The following is a 16,970-nucleotide window of genomic DNA, read 5'->3' as shown; positions in this document are numbered from 1 at the left end:
TGCCCCACCCCCGTATACTTCACCCTTTCCCGCAAGTGAGGTTTGACGCCAGACATCCGAGGTAGGAGCCGTATGCGCTAGCAGCGCCCGTACGGATCTGTGCGGGGGGTGCCGGGTGACCGGTATCCCTACCGCGACCCACTAGTGTCCCATTAAAAGTTGAACAGTGCCAATTGGTTACCGGAATCACTGTTGGGCGGTTCATGTGAAGAATCCGTAAGTATTTGATAGATCGGAGTTTTCTCAAAGCAGGTGAGGCTCAGAATTTGAAGAATTGTGTAGAGGCTCTGATCAAGTTGGAGTCGTTTCTTGACGATGGCCACCAAGACGTACACTGAGACAGCGATCCAGATCTGCGTCTTGACTGCGTTTTCTGAAGTACCGTAGAAGGCTTTGATTCGCAGGTGTTGCTTAATCCATTTGAAGAAGAGTTCGATCTGCCACCGACATTTGTACAGCTGCGCAATGACCTGAGCAGGGAGCATGAAATTGTTCGTCAGGGTAACGATGTTCCGTTCGTTTTCTACGTCAACGTAGCGAATGCGCCTCAGCTTGTCGGGGTAGTAACGAGGCGAATGAATTCCAGTGAGCACGATGGTTTGATCGCAACGCAGTCCCGTTGTCCGATCCACGGGGTGTGAATAGATACGGCGAAATTGCATGTTGTCGCGAGCGCGTACAACGAAAAACGCTTGAGACTCGTGCAGAGCATGAAGCCGGGCAAAATCAATATAGCCACGATCCATGATATAGAACGCGCCGGGTTCTGCGATCAAGGAGTCCAGAATAGTCACATCGCCGAATTTACCGTCGGAAACCCAGATACAGGCAGGAATGGGGCCGCGTAAATCCAGCAGCGTATGAAGTCTGATGGCTCCCTTTTGCTTTTGATATCTGGCCCAGGGAAACATCGACAGACAGAGTTCAATCGTAGAGGAATCGAGCGCGTAGACGGTCTCGTCCAATTGGAGTCCAAAGTCGTCGTGGGCGTATAGAGGTCTGGCGATATTGATAAGAATTTGCGCGAAGTCAGCGTAGATGCGCCAGTCACGCGTCTCGTTAGCATGCGCCAGTGTGTTACGCGCAACATTTCCACGGATCCCCATGTGATAGCACCTGCTACTCACAGCGCGCTGGCAAGCTTCGATGTCACGCAAACTCTCACGATATGTGAGCTGAGCGAAGGCCATGCAGAGAAGCTGATCAAGACACGAGAAGCTCCGAACTCTATGGTTGCCGCGATACTTTCGGACACACCTCCGGAAGAGATGCAGCGGCAGGAAATCCATCAACTGAGAGAAGACGGTTTTGCCAGAGTTCATCGGCCTTCCCCTTTCCAAATGATTGGGAAGGCCGAAGTCTAATTCTCAATTCAAATCGATTACGCTCATTTTTCGATGCAACTAATTGAATGAAGTCAAGTTGCCGGTTTTCGAAAATTGCTCAGTGGGACAGCAGTGGGACGCTACCCTATTTCTGCTTGACATTCTCTCAAGCTCTGCTGGCATGGGCGCACGGCACGAATGGCAAGGGTTGTCGTGCCCGGCATTCCTCACCACTTGACTCAAAGGGGCAACCGTTGCGAAGGCGTCTTATTCTGCGATGGTGACCGTCAGCGCTATCTTGAGCTGTAGATCGAATATTCGGCCAAGCACGGAATGGTGACGTTGGCCTACTGCCTGATGACAAACCATGTCGACCTTGTGAGCGTGCCGTCTCAGCCTGATACCCTTGCGCAGGTAATGAATCCGGTAGTCCTGCGCTATGCGCAACACATCAACTGGGATCAGGGAATCAGCGGCCGGTTATGGCAAGGGCGGTTTTTCTCGTGTCCGCTGGACGAGAAACATCTGTGGCGGCAATACGATATGTTGAACGCAGCCCGGTTCGGGCCCGGCTGGTGAAGAGGGCGGAAGATTATCGGTGGAGCAGCACGGCGGCGCATTGCGGCAGGCGCAAGGACCCGGGATTGGGGCGACTGCCGGAAGTTCGACCTCCGGAGACCTCGGACTCGACTGCGTGGCTGGCGCAAAGGGAAGACAAGGGGATGCTTTCGAACCTCAGGCTGTGCACGCGGACGGGACGACCTGCCGGTGGCAAGCAAATCATCTCCAGCTCGAGTGCAAGCTAGGCCGCAGGCTGCTGCCAAAGCCGGCCAGCCAAGGAAGGTCGTGCATAAAGAAGGTGGCGTCCCCTATTTCCTCCCTATTTCCTAAAAGGTTAGAATCAATCACCGGATAGGCAATTCACTGAGGTGCGGCAGACACATCAGGATTCCAAGTTCATTTTGCGAAGTATAACAGCATAGCGCGGGTCCGAGCGGAGGGGATCGAAGAAGCCGTAAGTTTTGATCGGCATCAAAAGTTGATCGCACTCCGCAACGGCCCGATTAAGCCACTGGAACGCGGCATCGATTTCTCTGAGGCCGAGATGGATCCAGGCGATGCTGCACGGAGGAATGTACTTTTGCGCCGCACTCTCATGGAGACGTTGAAGCACGTCACGGGCTTCGGAGGCCTGCCCACTCGCCGCCAATATCAGGCCCAACCAGCCGAGCATCATCGGAGCGCCATTGGAAAGTTCGACGGCCTTCCGTTGGGCAGCAAGGGCCTCCTCAAACTTCCTCAGGTAGCTGAAACCCGACGCCATAACAAAATAGGCGAGGGTATAGTCTGGATCCAGTTCGAGGAGTTTGCGACCTTCCTCGATGGCCCGCGCAAAATCGCGCAAGAGCAATCGCATGATACCGAGCCACATCCGCATCATCAACGAGAGTGGATCTAATTCGAGGGCACGTTCCAGTTCCGCCGCGGCCTCCTGCACACGACCGTGGGGCATCAGCCAGCTTATCGCGTAGCGCGTCCTGACGAGCAGTGAATCAGGATCCAGGCGCAAAGCGAGGGCCATCTCGCGCTCGACCTCGCCCCAGTTGTACTCGGCTATTTTATGGAACTGGCCGAGCAAGGCATGCGTCTCGGCCCGCGTGTTATCGATCTCAATGGCTCGCAGTGCATAAGCTATGCCGGCGGAAAAGGCTTGCCGCGGTGGTGCGCCACCCGAGTAGCCCAAATACCAGTAGACTTCCGAAAGCGCATCATAGGCAAGCGCGAATTCCGGGTCGCGGGCGATCGCCTTCTCTAGGTGCTGTATTGCTAATTCAAAATGTTGGAGCTTGCCGGTCTTGTCAAGGAAGCGTCGACCTTGGATGTATTCGTTGTAAGCCACGAGATCCCTCGTCAGCTTCCGGGGGCCACGGGCGACGCCGATCGCCCCGGCGCGAACTTGATCGGCAATGGCGGGGATGTGCGCGGCGATATCTTGTGCGATGCGGTCCTGCATGTTGAAAATATCGCGCAGGGCGGCGTCATACCTCCTGGCAAACAAGTGCGTCTGATCATCGGCCTCGATGATCTGCACGTTGATTGCAATTTGGTCTCCGGTCTGCCGCAAGGCCCCTTCAACGACAAAGTCCACGCCTAACTCCCGGCCGATCTGGGCCACGTCCTTTCGGCTCCCCTTGTAAAGCATGGCGGTGGTTCGGGCGATGACCGCTACCTGTGCCGGTGCAAGGCTCGCCAGGGCAGTGATAATTTCATCGGTCATACCGTCGCTGATGTAATCCTGCGCCGGATCGCTGCTCAGGTTGACAAAGGGGAGCACCACCAGCCTGGCGCGCCGGGCCGGGGCGGTTTCCACCGCGGGTGCGGGTTCCGAGACGGTGCCCAGGAAGCGGTAGCCTCGCTTTGGCACGGTCTCGATGTATCGCGGATGCTCTGCAGTGTCGTTCAAAGCCTCACGCAAGCGGGAGATCACCGCATTCAAGTTGTTTTCGAAATCGACGAAAACATCGTCCCGCCAAAGGCGGCGTTGCAGGTCGTCCCGGGTGACTATGGCTCCGGGATGTTCCAGCAATGCAGCCAGTGCCTGGAACGATTGCTCGCGGAGCTTGATCCTGACTCCGCGTCTACGAAGCTGGCCGGCGTCAAGGTCAACCTCGTAACAATCAAAGCGGACGATGCGGGACATCGCCCTGCGTGCAGGCGATTCGGCGGGCTGCATATGTTTTCGTCTGAGGTGGTTGATAGCCGCAACAGAACAGGGACACCCGCCTCCCAGTATATGCCGGACGGGTGCGAAATCAAACATTAATCATGGTCGCTCAATCTTTTGCGCGGCAAGGCAAATCCAATACAGAGGCAAGCCTGCGCCCATTTACTGCCAAGCGCACTTGTCGCAAAATCGCGGTCAATTATCATGTGCGTGAGGTGAATTCATCGGGCTGCCTATTTGTCCACATCCCTGAAGCCTGTGTCCATGCCGGAAGGCAGCGTCCTCACGTTCAGAAGGGAGCGAATCATGAAACGTGATGTGCAATGTGAAAATCCAAAGAACGCAACGGGCTACCGCCTTCTCTTTGACATGCGAACGCTGGGGACGTTGATCATCGCGATAGTCGGGATTATCTCGTTCGCCTTGCCTGTACGGTCGGCTGGGCCGGTCAATGTTCCTAATCCTACGGTGATTGGACCTATACCGGCGCTCGTGCCGCCGGGCGATCCTTCTCACAACTACCCCTTTTTCTCGACAACGGCCGATCTTGCAAGTTATGGCTATGTCGAGGAGGAGTTCTTTTTTGAAGGCACCGCCAATCGCTACATCATCTCAGATCCGCTGACTACGGCCACGATCCGTGACGGCGGCCACCCCTATCGTACTCGCATGATCGTCCGGAGGCCGTCATCGGCGGACGCCTTCAACGGGACGGTCGTATTGGAGTGGCAAAACGTCGCAGCAGGATATGACTTTGACGGTGCCTGGATCCAGTCGTCGGAGCATTTCATGCGGCGCGGCTATGCATGGATCGGCGTCTCTGCCCTGCGCGCGGGAATCAGCCAACCCGTGACAGGCCTGAAGGACTGGAGTCCGATCCGTTACGCCACGCTCGACGTAACCGCGGGCGGCACCATAACGAATGACGACCTCGCGTACGACATCTTTTCCCAGGCCGCCCAGGCCGTGCGGAATCCTATAGGGGTTGATCCTACGGGAGGTCTGCCTGTGGATCTGATATTGGCAGTCGGTGCGTCGGCGAGCGCCGGCAAACTTGTCAGCTATCACAACTCGATCCATCCGCTGGCTGGAGTTTTTGATGGGTTTTTTGTCGCTGCTGGTGGAGGCAAACTTCGCACCGACCTCGAGTCCAAAGTTTTCAAGGTCTCGAGTGAAACCGATGTCGCGGGTCTCTCAGGTGGGAATCAAGCCCTCCTTCGCCAGCCGGACTCGGACCATTTTCGGCATTGGGAGGTGGCAGGATCCGCCCACCTCGACTTTCATGTTTGGCAAGCTATCGGTCCGGTCCGGGTGCGGGACCTCGGTCCACAGACCTTGCCATCCTGCGCCAACCCTACATTCAGTCGGATTCCATTCTATTTCGTCCTTAATGCGGCCGGGGACCATTTGAACAATTGGGTGCGGTACGAGATCGCGCCCCCCACGGCGCCCGAAATCGAGGTCGTGTCGTTCGGATCACCGAATGTGATTGCGCGGGATGATTTCGGCAATGCACTGGGAGGCATCCGCTTGTCACAGCTCGTCGTCCCCACTGCCACGAACACAGGCTTGAATTCGGGCCCCGGATTTTGCCGCCTGTACGGAACGTTCGAGCCGTTTGATGAGGCCTCGATCGAAGCCCTCTACGGCAACCATGGCGCATATGTAAATCAGGTTGCGCGAGTGACCTATGACAATCTGCAAAATGGATACCTTGTGCCGGAGGACGCGGACACGACCGTTCGCGAAGCTGCGCAGTCAGGAACCGGCAAGCGCTAAGCCGCGAACCGGTTCTTTCAAAGGATTGCCTCCTGGTACGAAGGCTCGCCCTGCCGGACTGCGCACGCGCCAGGTCGTCCTCCTTCTGGGAGATAGATATTCAGGGAGAAGAACGCAAGAACACAACCATATCGTGAAAAGGAGAACACCATGTTTTTCAGCAGAAGGAAACTCATCATGGCGGCGGTTGTAGCCGCCGCCGCGGCAATCGTGCTGGTCACGCAGATCGGCGCGTCCAATTCTGATCAGGGAGCAATGAAGCTGGAAGGCGCCTGGGTTGCAAGAGTCACCAGTATGAACGGCCATCCATTCCCGGCGGTGTCCCAATGGAGCTATGTCTTCTCCCCGGATGCGTCGGGCCGGAGCGCTGCCATTCACGGATCGATCGATGTGGGCTTTTTTCCGAATCAGCCAGGTAACACTACATTCAGTACCCCTCTCATCGGCGAGGCCGTCTCGACAGGACCCGATACCGCAACTTTCAAGGTCATCTGGTACACCATCAGCCAGAGTGGGCCCGGCCAATTCAATCAGGTCGTTTTGATCGGCACGGCCAGCGGTGCAGCCAGGTCCGTCGGACCGGGGAAAGTCGAGGTTACCGACGATTTTAAAATCTATCTGGCAAGCGCAGATGCGGACGGAGATGGTTTTCCTGACGAAGGGAGTACTCCAATAAGGAGTTTCACGGTCACAACTCTCGACACGCGCATACCATCGCCGGGACGGTGATTGCGAAAGCGGTGCCTGGCACTGCCTTCCGCCTTAGGAAAGTAGCCGGGCACCGAACCTCCTGAGCAGCGCCGCCGAAAAGCTCAGCTGCCGAATAAGACGGTGGAAGAGAACATCCGAGCCGTGAATGTGCTGAAACGCATCGGAACCGGCGGCCCAGATTTCAAAGCAAGACTGAAAAAGAAACAGCAGCTTGTTTTTCTTACTCTTCAAGTCTCATGCCGGGAAGTTACCAAAGCTACCATGGCCGGTCAGGCGAGAGCAGTTGGCAAGTCACCAGTTAGAAGGAGAAGCGGAGGCCAAGCTGGAACCGCCGTGCCTCAACGGCTGATGTATAGCCCAGCGGCGCGCTCGGCCCAAGGTTGGGATTCGCTGGAACGTGGAATGGCCCTGAGAAGTTCGGCCCAACCGTGTTGTTGACGCTCGCGTAGTTGAGACGATTGAACATGTTGAATGCTTCGGCCATCAGTTCCAGGATTCTGCTTTCGCCGCCCAGGCGGATCACGCGTCCCAGGCGAAGATCAAAGGTCCAGTAGTCGGGGCCGATCCCCGTGTTGCGGCCCGCAAAAATCGGGCGATCGGTCGTCGAGTGCCGGTCGCCGTTGATGTCTACTCCGGTCAAGAGATTGAACGGCCGGGCGCTGTTGTAACGAAAGACCGGTGTCAGGGCAAAATCTGCCAGCAGATGCTTCGCGAGGGAATCGGCCGGGTCGGCGTGGTACGGGCTCTGCAGGTATGCGTAGAAGACCACCTTGTGCCGCTGGTCGAAGGCGGACAGCGCCCGCTCCGCGCGCAGATTGGTCTGATCGTTCGCCTGGTAGTCGCTGTTGGAATCCGTCACTTCGTCAATGGCCTTGCTGAAAGTGTAATTGCATGCCAGGCTTGCATTTGAGCCGAACCGCTTGCTGATTTCCAGAATCATGCCGTGATAGAAGGCATTGGCCGTCGACTCATAATTGTTGTTCTGGTAAAGGGCCGGGTCTTTGAAGCAGGAGTAGATCCCTGCGCCGGCGCAGGCCGGGTCTGCCCAGTTCGAAATGCCCAGGGAGCCGGGCGGCCTGGGAATCAGGTTCAAATCGCGGGCGCGTGCGATCCTCGCCGTACGGGCAAAAATGTAACTGGCCGACGCGCTCAGTCCACTGCTGATTTCATGTTCAATACCCAGCGAGCCCTGCTCGGAATAGGGATTGCGGTAGTTGGGATCGATCTGGAAAAGGACGGTCAGTGGCGGCCTTGGACCCGTGTGTGAGACGTAGATGCCGAATTGAGTCAAGTCCGAAGGCTGTATGGTCCGGGAGGACGTGGGCACTCCGATCACCCCTTGGGCCCGCAGAGTTTGATAAATGTTAATCGGCCCATTGGGTGCCAGTGGTTTATCGCGCATGAGGGGGCTCAGCACTTGCGCGATCTGGCGGTATCCGTTGATCTCCCCCAAGGCGGTGACGACGGCGTCTATCTGTCCGTAGATCTGCGCATAGTATATGCCGAAACCGCCGCGGACGACCGTCCGCTTGTTGTTCCAGGGATCCCAGGCGAATCCGATGCGCGGCGCGAAATTGTTCCTGTCAGTCGGAACCTGAGTGTTTCGGACGTCCAGCTCATAGCGCAGGCCGAAATTGAGGGTGAAATCCGATCGCGGATTCCACGAGTCCTGCGCATAGAAGGCATAGTAAGGCGCCGCAAAGCGAAGCATCGGATCCCCGAATCCCTGCTGGTACGACTGCGGCAGGCCGAGGTCGAAAGCCTGCACGGCGGTGATGCTGGTTGATTGCAGCTGTGGGCTGAGCAGGGGGTTTCCGGGGAGGTCTCCGAACCCGAACCTTCCCCCCATGAAAAGGTAGTTTTCCGCGTGGCCCGTACGGTCGAGGATGCTAAAGCCGAACTTCATCCGGTGCTTTCCGTGAAGAAAGCTCAAGCTGTCGGAGAACTCGTAGCGGCGCTCGAGGATCAGGCCGGGCAGGAATATGTCGCGGTTGAAGTAGCCATATCCCGTGATGTTGAACTCGGGCCCGTACGGTTCGTTGGACTGCACATAATAATCGTCGTAATTCCACTGAAAGCGGAATTCGTTGAACAGCTTCGGATTGAGAATCCACATCCAGCCGGCAACAACGTCGCTGTCGAGCACGTGAACATTGTTGGACCGTGAAAACCCGACCAGAGCGTGGGTGTCCCGGTTCTGATCGTCATTTTTGGTGTAATTGTAGCGCAGGAAGGTCTGGTGTCCGTTGCCGACACGGTGATCGAAGCGGAGCGAGAATGTGCGCGCGTCGGTGATGAAGGGGAAGACGCCGCTGTTGCTCTTGAAGAGTTCCACAGTGCTGGGCCTGGAGGTCAGGGCCGCTTTCAACACCGCTGCGCAATAGGCAGGAGCGACGAGAGGCGCACCTGCCGGCAGGCAGGGTATGGGAGTCGTGTCCGGATTGGCTGCGAGATTTGCGATGATCGCAGCTTGCTGGGGCGTGGGCTGGAAGATATTGAAATCGGTGAGAACTGAGACCACCGCGGACTCGTTCCGTTTCAAGCCTTCGAAACTGGCGAAGAGAAAGGTCCGGTCCTTCTTCAACGGCATCCCCAGCGTGGCCCCGTACTGCTGGCGGTTAGCCGGAGGTTTAATGCGCGTGAGGGAATTGTCTTCCTCAAGCTTCAAGGCAAAGGGATCGGCGGCGTCCAGATGCTGATCGCGGAAATAGGCGAACAGCTTTCCGTGGATTTCGTTCGTTCCCGACTTCGAAATGATGTTGATCACTCCCCCGCTTGCACTGCCCAGTTCCGCGGAATAATTGCTGCGGTTGATCTGAAACTCCTGGATCGCTTCCTGTCCCAGGGAGGGGCGCACTCCGCCGCTGAAATTGTTGTTTTCGGCTCCGTCAACTGTAATGCTGTTGCCGCGCCCATTGCTGCCGTAGAAAGATAGCCCGCTCGCCGGCGTCTGCTTGGCGCGGAAGTCGGTGTTGTCGACCACCCGATTGGAGTCCGAGACCCCCGGCGCCAGAAGGCTGAAACTCAAGTAATCCCGGCGGTCGAGGGGCAGGTTGCGAATATAGGTTTCACTGATCGTGTTGGATTGCTGAGACCGCTGCGTTTCCACCACGGGCGCCTCGCCGGTTACCACGATAGTTTGATCCGAGCGGACCTGAAGCCGGAAATCGGCCGAAGCCGTCTGGCCGACCGTGATCTGGACGCGCATGGGTTGGCCGACAAGGCTGGTCATCTCGACTTTTACCTCGTAGGTGCCAGGGGGCAGGAGAAGGATGCGATATTCGCCCCGTCCGTCCGAAAGTGACGTGAGTGCAAGGCCCGTCTCGACATTTGTCGCGATGATCCTCGCACCGGGCACTACGGCGCCGGACGGATCGCTAACGGTGCCCCTGAGCTCTCCCGATGCGGAGTTCGACTGTGATAGAGAGAGGTTGCAGCCGATGAGAAAAGCAAGTACTGCGGGCACAAACCATCTTTGCACGATCGTTCCTCCCGGCTGACAGGCCCCTTATCTATAGAAAATTAACTACGAAAATAGGGACGCAACCCAATAAAACTTGAACGCCACCAGGCTTGTAAGTGAGATGGCAGTATGCCGAGAATCGCGAGACCGATAATACCTGGAATTGCGCATCACGTCACGCAAAGGGGCAACCGATGTGAGAATATATTTTTTGAGGAGGCGGATCGGCAGCGCTATATGCAACTGCTGCTGGAGTATTCCAGCAGGGACGGGATGAAAATTCTGGCATATTGCCTGATGACGAACCATGTTCACCTGGTGTGCTTACCGGAGAGAGCCCAAACGTTTGGATCGGTATTGAGGCCATTGGATCTGCGCTACACGCAGCATATCAATCGTACGCTTGGACTGACGGGTCGGTTGTGGCAAGGGCGGCCGTTTTCGTGTGCTCTGGATGACGAGCATCTGAAAGCGGCAGTGCGGTATGTGGAACGGAATCCTGTGCGGGCACGGATGGTGCGCAAAGCGGAGCGATATCCTTGGAGCAGCGCAGCGGCGCACTGCGGACTGCGCGAGGATCCGTTGTTGAGCCCGCTGCAGGGTTGGGTGCCGGTCGGGACGGAAGACTGGTCGGCATGGCTGGCAGAGAAAGAGGACGAAGAGATGCTGGCGACGATCCGGCTGCACACGCGCGCGGGCCGTCCGGTAGGGGGCGAGAGATTTGTTTCGGCGCTGGAATCGCGGCTGGGACGCCGGTTGCAGGCCAGATCGATCGGGCGACCGCGAAATGAGAAGACATCTGCGAGAAACTAATGGGTTGCGTCCCCTATTTTCCACAAAGGAAATGGCGGCTTACCTTGAGGCTTGCCTCGAAGAGGCCAAAGGCGATGCCGCATTCATAGCCAAAGCACTGGGCGACATTGCTCGGGCAAAAGGCATGGCACAGGTCGCACGCGACGCCGGGCTTTCCAGAGAAAGTCTCTACAAGGCGCTCTCCGGCGAACGCAGCCCCGGCTTTGATACGATTCTCAAGGTAGTTGCGGCACTAGGATTGAAGCTGCACGCTGAGGCCTCCCCCAGCCAGTCGCTCGCCGATATTCCGATGCAACAGCCACTATTGAAGCAGCAGAGATCGCGCGCTCAAGCCCATTCTGCTTTGGGAAATCGGAGACGTTCCACTCGTTAACCAATTCCGAAATAGATTAGCAAGTGGAAGCGCCCCCGAATTTCGTCCAAGTTGACGCAACCGATCAGGTTGTTCTCCTGGTCCCATCCGGAGGATAGGACCAGGCAAAAGATGGTATACGCTGGTTGTAAGTCTCTCCATCTGCGAGCCATCCGAAAACGGAGTGGGCCAACCCGATGTACTTCGAATTCTCCTCAACCTCGTAGATGAAGATGCTTGTGTCCAAGCCGATCCTATCGTGACGCTTCATTCCGAACCTGAAACGAGCAGACCATTCCTGCCCCGCTTGTTGCAGCTTCGTGCGCGTGCGGCTACTTCTTCGCGCTTGCCCCCTTCCTGTAATACTGGTTGGGCGCACCAGGCGTGGGAACGCTGCCAGCGACCTGCGCGCCGCCGGCATGCGCCCGGGTCAACGCACTGGTGAGGGTGATGCCGGTGCCGGAGACCTGGGCGCCGGGCGCGTGCGCTAAGGTGAGCGGCGCGGCGACGGTGATGGTGGCGCCGCCGCCAGGGCCGCCTCTGCCGCCGCCCCTGCCGCCGCCGGTGGTGGAGGCGACAACCGCCGTCTCCTGGTTTGCGCCACTGTCGATGGTGATGGTCTGGCCGACGGAAAAGCCTGCGCCGACGGCGACAGGGATAACGGTCGCGCCCACGGCGGTGTCGGCGCCCACCGTGGTGGCTCCTGCCGTGCCGACCGTCGCGATGACGGCGGTCTCGAGGTTCTCGCCCGCATCAATCATAATGGTCTGACCGGCGGCAAAGTCCGCCACGCCGGCGACTTTGATATTGTTCGCGCCGGCGGCCGAAGCGGCCGACAGGGTGCTGGCGGACTGCAACAGGAAATCGTTGCAGTTGCTGTCGGTGTCGATGCCGTCCGGGAAGCGGCCCGCGCTCCTATGGGGTGCGCCGGCGGCCGAAGCGCCCGGCCCGCCGAAGCCACCGCCACCGCGGCCCGAGCCGGGCGAAGGCACGCGGCAGCCACTCTGCCCTGCTCCAGAGGTTGCCTGGTAACCCTCGGAGGCCCATGGGTCGACGAGGCCGCCGTAGTTGAGGCTGTCGACGACCAGGCCGGCGGCGTCACGCAGCACCATGGTGCCGGCGCCGGCGGAGAGGGCAGGGCCCCCGAACCACTGGTTGGGCGCCGGAGTCCCCTGGTAGCCCGCGGTCGTGACTTGGGCGTCACGCACAACCGCGTCGATCGCGTGAGCCTTGACCAGCGGGCTGTCGAGCGTGATGCCCGTGCCGAGCGGCTGGACGGGCTCGTTGCTCGAGTGGGCAAAGGCCGTCGCCGGCGTGAAGCTGATCCCCGTTCCCCAAGCGCTGAAGGGGAGGTTGGCCGCATGGTTGAACTTCAGCGGGGCGGCCAGGTCGAGGCCCGTTCCCTGAGCTACCACCGCCTCGCGGTTTAGATGCGCCTTGGCGAGGGCCGGCGTGAATTCGACGCCGGCGCCGGTCGGCCCCGCGGCGCCGACGGCGGTGATTGTCACCGTTTCCTTGTTTGCGGGTGTGCCAACGGTCAGCTTGTCGCCCACAACAAAACCGTTCACACTGCTAACTTTGATATTGGTCGCGCCCGCGCTCGCATCCGCCGCGAGCGCCGTGCGGCTCGACTGCGTGCCGAGCTTCGTGACCGTGACGGTCTCGATCCCATGGCCGACGGTGTCGATGTCCAACCTGAGCTTGTCCCCGACCGTGATGTTGGCGACGGACGTCACCTTGATATTGGTCGCGCCGGCGGGCGCGTCCGCCCCCAGGAAGGCTTGCGTGCCCTGCTTGCCGACCGCGGTGACCGTGACCACCTCGTACCGCTCCAGGGCTTTTGCGACCGTGGGGTAGGTGGCGCCATAGCCGATGGCGATCTTCTCGCCAACTACGAAGCCGTTCACACTCGTGACCGGCACGCTGGTCGCGCCGGCGGGGATCGTGATCACCGGACCGTCGGGGAGGGGTTGCCACAACGTCGTACTGTTGCCGGCCGCCGTCCCGATGCTTACGATCTTGCGGGTCTCCAAGCTGGAGCCGGTGTCGATTTCGATCGTATCGCCGACCGACATGCCTGCCGTGCTCCTCACGTTGATGGTGGCATCGCCCGCGCGCGCCTGGACCGCCAGCCCTGAGTTGGAGAGGCCAAGCAGGTAGAAGCCGCGGGCCGCGAGCTTCGTCCCGGCCGGGATCTTCACCGACGAGAAGACGGGCTGCTGGGTCGGGTGCTGGGTCAGGGTCCAGTTGGAGATGTCGATGGCGCCGGTGCCGGCGTTGTAGAGTTCGATGAACGAATCCGTCGGGTTGGCGGGAGAACCGGCGCTGATGCGGAACTCGTTGATCTTAATCGGGCTGACGTTCCGCACCTTCTCTGCTGTTGTCTCGGATTGCCTCTCGCCGGTCGTCCCATTCGTCCACGACGCGTTGCCGACCAGGTCGCCGTTGAAGGCCGCCGGCCCCGAGGTGACATTGAAGGTCGCGCTCACGCTCGCACCCGGCGCGACCGGATCAGGAAACGTCACCGACGTCCTGGCGGCGCCCTGAACGTCGGAGGGCTTCGGGATGAACTTCAAGAACGTCCACAGCCTGGACACGGAAATGCTCAACTGAACGCCCGTTGCAGGCGATCCCGTGGTATTCGTGAATGTCACGGTGGTGTCCTGCGAGGAGCCCGGCGAGAACGTCTGGAGTCCCGGCGGCGTGGCAATTGCCGACGCCGGCGCCAGGCTCAGCCGCGGCACGTCGTACCTGGCAGCCACGACGTTGGCCTGCACCAGCTGGTCGGTGGCGTCCGTCGGGAAGGTGCCTGCGGCCGTCATCGCGCCTTCATAGAAGGTGCCCTGCGAGCCGTTGCTGTTGTCGCCGCCGTTGCCAAGGAGGATGGCACCCTGCTTGCGCATCGGGTCATAAGTGTGGTCGACGCGCGGTCCGTCGAACATGACCGACAGGGCGCCGCGTTGCGCATCGCCGCCCATGGAGGTCCAGTGGTGCGGTTCGCCCTTGGCGATCGCGGTCACGAATCGCCAGGTGATGCTCGGCAGGTTTGAGCAGAGTCTGGAGCCGTCCGGGTTGACGCAACCGACCAGGTTGTTCTCCTGGTCGGTCATGATCCACGGGCCGGGAGGGTTCCCGCGATACCAGCCGGTAGCGTTGCCGTAGTAGGTGGTTTCCATGGTGCCGTTGCCGTCGTCGCGGCTGTCGATCTCGGCGTTGCCGTAGTCGAAGCAGCAGCCGGAGTTATAGTGGTGGCCGCTGATGACCCAGTACTGCCCTTCCGCCTGGTCGTCGACCGCGGTGCCCTTCGCATCGTTCTGGCGCAGGCCCATGCCCGGCGCGATGAAGACGCCGTAGGCCTTGTGGCCCATGATCGTGATCGGCGCCATGTCGGCGATCGGGAGATTGTTAAACCCACCCATAGCCGGGCCGCTGAATCCGCCGCGGGGCGCCTGGATGAGGTCGTTGTGCTTGGGGGATTGGTCGTAGATGGTGGTGATCCAGCGGTACGTGTTGGCGCAGAACGCGTCCTGCGCGGCCGCGTCGGCGTATCCGCCCGCATCCGGGACCGGCGACGCGACGGGCTGGACGACGCCGATGTCCAGGGTCTTGAGGTCCGACTGGCGCAGGACCTGGTAGAGCGGGCCGTTGTAGGAGGCGTACAGCGCGCGCGTGGTGCTGTGGGCGGCCACGCAGGGGGCGCCGGCGTCGGCGTAGATGTCATATGGGCCTTTCGGCCTGGGCGGAGGAGCATTGCGTCCCGCCCCGGATTGTGTCGCCATCATCAACGTGGCGCCAATCAGCGTGAGCGCCAGCGCGAGCATCAGCACAAGATTGGTTCTCGTTTTCATGTTTCCAATCCTCCCGGTTCTCCGAGCATCGGATTGTAGATCGCTTGCAGCAACCGGCGCAAGCAGCAAGGGTGCGCGACGCCGAAGTTGCAACAAGAGGTAGGTGAGCAAGAAAACTGGATCCGGGAACACAGGTTGGCTATAAAATGCTGCTTAGCTGCGGCCGAAGCCCCGAAGTTAACATAAATGCCCCTTATCAGAAACGCCAGGGATCACTGCCCGGGGCAGAACCAGAACCAAAACGGCAACTTGTCCTCCTATCCGCTGCGACTGCGAAGTTGGACCGGGACCCAGAAGTCCGTAGATACTTAACGTAGTAGTACTAGGGATATCGGCTTAATCCGTGCAACCTGCGTACGTCCGCGTACGAAAGACAGGTTGTGATACTGTTCGTTCAGTTAGCGCGGAGTTCCGGCACATTACCGCTTCAATTGTTGCAGCGCTTCCTTGTATTCCCTGGAGTTTTTCAGCCGCTCCATATACCGGATGGGACGGCGGGCGTCGACAGGAAAAGACTGCATGTGAAAGCCGCCGCGCATTCCACAGTGCAGCCGTGCGCACGGGTGGCCTGGATCGAGCATTCTAATTTCTTTCGGGGTCTCCTCGAACTGAAGCAGGCAGGGCTCGTTGAGGGGATCGAAGGGAGGCTGGGGATCCACAAAAACCAGGACGCCTTTACGGCTGTAGCGTGCCAGTCCCGACAGGCTGCACATCGACGTGTTATAGGCTTCTATGTGAGTCCTGAAATATACCGTGTCTTCCGAGACACGCACGATTTCGAGTATGTTTTCGGAAGTGTATTTTTCCCCGGCCGCCGTTGTATTCTGGAATCTCCTCTTGTAGACCCCTTCGATCCGGTCGATGAGCTTCGATCCCTCGACCGGATCTCCCGGCGCCTTCATAGACTCCACATCCCTGTCATGAGCTTCACGGGCATTCTTTTCCGACAACTGCATATCGGCGACGGCCTTCGTGTACGAAGACAGCAGGCAATCCCTCGCATCCGCGGCTCCCTCGCATCGGGCTAACATCTCCTCGCGCATGTTGCGAACTCTGCGATAGTCGTTGGTGTGGTTGAGGGTCTGAATCTGACGGTTCAATCCCTCGAGTTGTTGATCGAATTCCTGGATTTTCTGATCGCTGCACCAGACTCCCCGTGATTTCCGGGCATCGGCGAAACAATCCCTGGTTGCCAGGGAGGGATAGACGGCTGTGGTCTTGAAGGGATAGGCGGACGGGAAATTGGGCTTGCCGGCGCAGTAATCCGGGCACTCGTTGCCGGAGTAGCTCAACAGGCGCAGTTCTTTCTTGCCGGACGACCCGATCTTTTCGAACTCCAGATAACATTCCGCCGGTTTGCCCTCGTAATCGTAAAGTTGACCTTTTGCCCTGGAACCGGCGATCCGGAGCAGATTCCTGTCCTTGTCGGAACCGCCACACCTGGATTGTGGGGACTCGCTGTCGTACCGGAAACGGCACGTCAGAGCCGCGGCGTCGCAGCCAAAAATCGAGATGCTCGCCCCATAATTGTGTCCGCGGCCGTCCGCGGACCATTGACCCCATTCCCCCTGCCACTCCTGAATCGCTGGCTGGCCTGAAGACGGGCCCCTCGTACAACCTGAGAGAAGCATTAGCAGAACCGTTGCCATCAGCACGTTCTTCATAAATCACCCAGTTCTGTCAGTCAGCTATAAACGCACGGCCAAGGCCATGCCTTCCCGGCGTGGTCGATTACAGATCGCTTCTCGTTCCCTGCCGCAGCAGAGGGTTAACGACGCGACTGACTCGGTGGCGGCCCATGATAGCAGGATCAAAAGACCTATGTCCAACTCAAACGGGAGCGCCTAGCGGTTCCGCATCCGTCCTTCGAAGTCCCTCTTTGAGCAGCGAGTTAAATGCGGAGGGGACCAATCAGCATCTTCCTGTTCGTTTTAGAGGCAATCCAGCCGCCACT

General features: G+C 59.0%; 10 protein-coding genes and 1 pseudogene. 5 read left to right on the top strand and 6 right to left on the bottom strand.

Annotated features, from left to right (window positions below; all coding sequences use genetic code 11):
* Window positions 1–152 precede the first annotated feature (152 nt).
* Window positions 153–1,322 carry an IS4 family transposase gene (locus LAP85_25980; GenBank protein MBZ5499862.1) on the bottom strand — a complete coding sequence of 390 codons (1,170 nt, stop codon included), beginning with the start codon at window positions 1,320–1,322 and terminating at the stop codon, window positions 153–155.
* A gap of 336 nt (window positions 1,323–1,658) precedes the next feature.
* Here LAP85_25980 and LAP85_25975 point away from each other — a divergent pair, with 336 nt between their 5' ends.
* Window positions 1,659–1,904 (top strand): transposase, encoded by a 246-nt coding sequence (locus LAP85_25975; protein MBZ5499861.1) that lies wholly within the window; start codon window positions 1,659–1,661, stop codon window positions 1,902–1,904.
* A gap of 364 nt (window positions 1,905–2,268) precedes the next feature.
* Here LAP85_25975 and LAP85_25970 read toward each other — a convergent pair whose 3' ends face one another.
* Entirely contained in the window at window positions 2,269–4,059 is a 1,791-nt protein-coding gene (locus tag LAP85_25970) for a winged helix-turn-helix domain-containing protein (protein ID MBZ5499860.1), read from the bottom strand.
* Window positions 4,060–4,356: 297 nt separating this feature from the next.
* Here LAP85_25970 and LAP85_25965 point away from each other — a divergent pair, with 297 nt between their 5' ends.
* Together LAP85_25965 and LAP85_25960 are read left to right on the top strand one after the other, a co-directional pair.
* Window positions 4,357–5,829, top strand: coding sequence for a hypothetical protein (locus LAP85_25965; GenBank protein ID MBZ5499859.1), 1,473 nt, complete (start codon window positions 4,357–4,359; stop codon window positions 5,827–5,829).
* Between the two features lie 150 nt (window positions 5,830–5,979).
* Entirely contained in the window at window positions 5,980–6,558 is a 579-nt protein-coding gene (locus LAP85_25960) for a hypothetical protein (GenBank protein ID MBZ5499858.1), read from the top strand.
* A gap of 280 nt (window positions 6,559–6,838) precedes the next feature.
* Here the strand turns inward: LAP85_25960 and LAP85_25955 are convergent, their stop codons facing one another.
* Window positions 6,839–10,006 carry a TonB-dependent receptor gene (locus LAP85_25955; protein ID MBZ5499857.1) on the bottom strand — a complete coding sequence of 1,056 codons (3,168 nt, stop codon included), beginning with the start codon at window positions 10,004–10,006 and terminating at the stop codon, window positions 6,839–6,841.
* 126 nt (window positions 10,007–10,132) lie between these two features.
* Here LAP85_25955 and LAP85_25950 point away from each other — a divergent pair, with 126 nt between their 5' ends.
* Both LAP85_25950 and LAP85_25945 read left to right on the top strand, forming a co-directional pair.
* Entirely contained in the window at window positions 10,133–10,816 is a 684-nt protein-coding gene (locus LAP85_25950) for a transposase (protein ID MBZ5499856.1), read from the top strand.
* Window positions 10,791–11,078, top strand: a pseudogene (locus tag LAP85_25945) (putative addiction module antidote protein). The gene LAP85_25950 and the pseudogene LAP85_25945 overlap by 26 nt, the downstream one beginning before the upstream one ends.
* A gap of 175 nt (window positions 11,079–11,253) precedes the next feature.
* On the opposite strand, the gene LAP85_25940 reads toward LAP85_25945, so the two are convergent.
* The 3 genes from LAP85_25940 to LAP85_25930 all read right to left on the bottom strand — a co-directional run bounded on the left by LAP85_25940 (window position 11,254) and on the right by LAP85_25930 (window position 16,680).
* Window positions 11,254–11,439: a hypothetical protein gene (locus LAP85_25940; GenBank protein MBZ5499855.1), complete on the bottom strand. Its 186-nt coding sequence runs from the start codon at window positions 11,437–11,439 to the stop codon at window positions 11,254–11,256.
* A 61-nt stretch (window positions 11,440–11,500) separates the two neighbouring features.
* The gene (locus LAP85_25935) at window positions 11,501–15,016 is read right to left on the bottom strand and encodes a lamin tail domain-containing protein (protein MBZ5499854.1); all 3,516 of its coding nucleotides are present in this window, start codon (window positions 15,014–15,016) and stop codon (window positions 11,501–11,503) included.
* A gap of 419 nt (window positions 15,017–15,435) precedes the next feature.
* Complete coding sequence (locus tag LAP85_25930; protein MBZ5499853.1) at window positions 15,436–16,680, bottom strand: hypothetical protein; 1,245 nt, start codon at window positions 16,678–16,680, stop codon at window positions 15,436–15,438.
* Window positions 16,681–16,970: the final 290 nt, after the last annotated feature.

The organism is Terriglobia bacterium (assembly GCA_020072565.1).
Taxonomy (GTDB): Bacteria; Acidobacteriota; UBA6911; order UBA6911; family UBA6911; genus JAFNAG01.
The sequence above is the reverse complement of the archived record's forward strand: the minus strand, read 5'-3'. Positions and strand labels throughout refer to the sequence as shown.